Source organism: Dellaglioa sp. CoH-56-MRSF-13, from assembly GCF_056782095.1.
The window spans coordinates 1-341 of the sequence record NZ_JBXAYC010000107.1 but is presented as its reverse complement, the minus strand read 5'-3'; the positions used below and the strand labels follow the sequence as shown (position 1 = coordinate 341).

1 protein-coding gene is annotated in these 341 nt (G+C 54.5%); it reads left to right on the top strand.

The genetic code is table 11. The features are described from left to right. On the top strand, nucleotides 1–271 hold a 271-nt coding region (locus AC1RP1_RS08095), incomplete at its 5' end, for a hypothetical protein (protein ID WP_481762731.1). Between the last annotated feature and the right edge of the window lie 70 nt (nucleotides 272–341).

Below are 341 nucleotides of genomic sequence, written 5' to 3'. Positions count from 1 at the left end.
CGTGCGCCTGAACGACAAGAAGGACGAGGCTCTGTTCGGCATCGAATGCCACACGCTCAAGATTCGTGCAGACTACGACGCGCGCATTGACGCCACTGTCTATCAAGGCTTGATCGAAGGCTATGCTCCGTACGAGGTCTTGTTCGATACCGGATACCGGTCCAGCGTGGACGAGGTGCTGACGTACCTCAAACTCGGTGTCGAGAATCTGGGCCTCGGGAATCCCGATCTCGACGAGGAAGATGAAGACGAGGACGAAGTAGATGCATAAACATTGGATTCGCGAGTTTTCGGATAGTCCTAAGCCGGCACCTCTGTACGACATGTACTACGGTAACGAC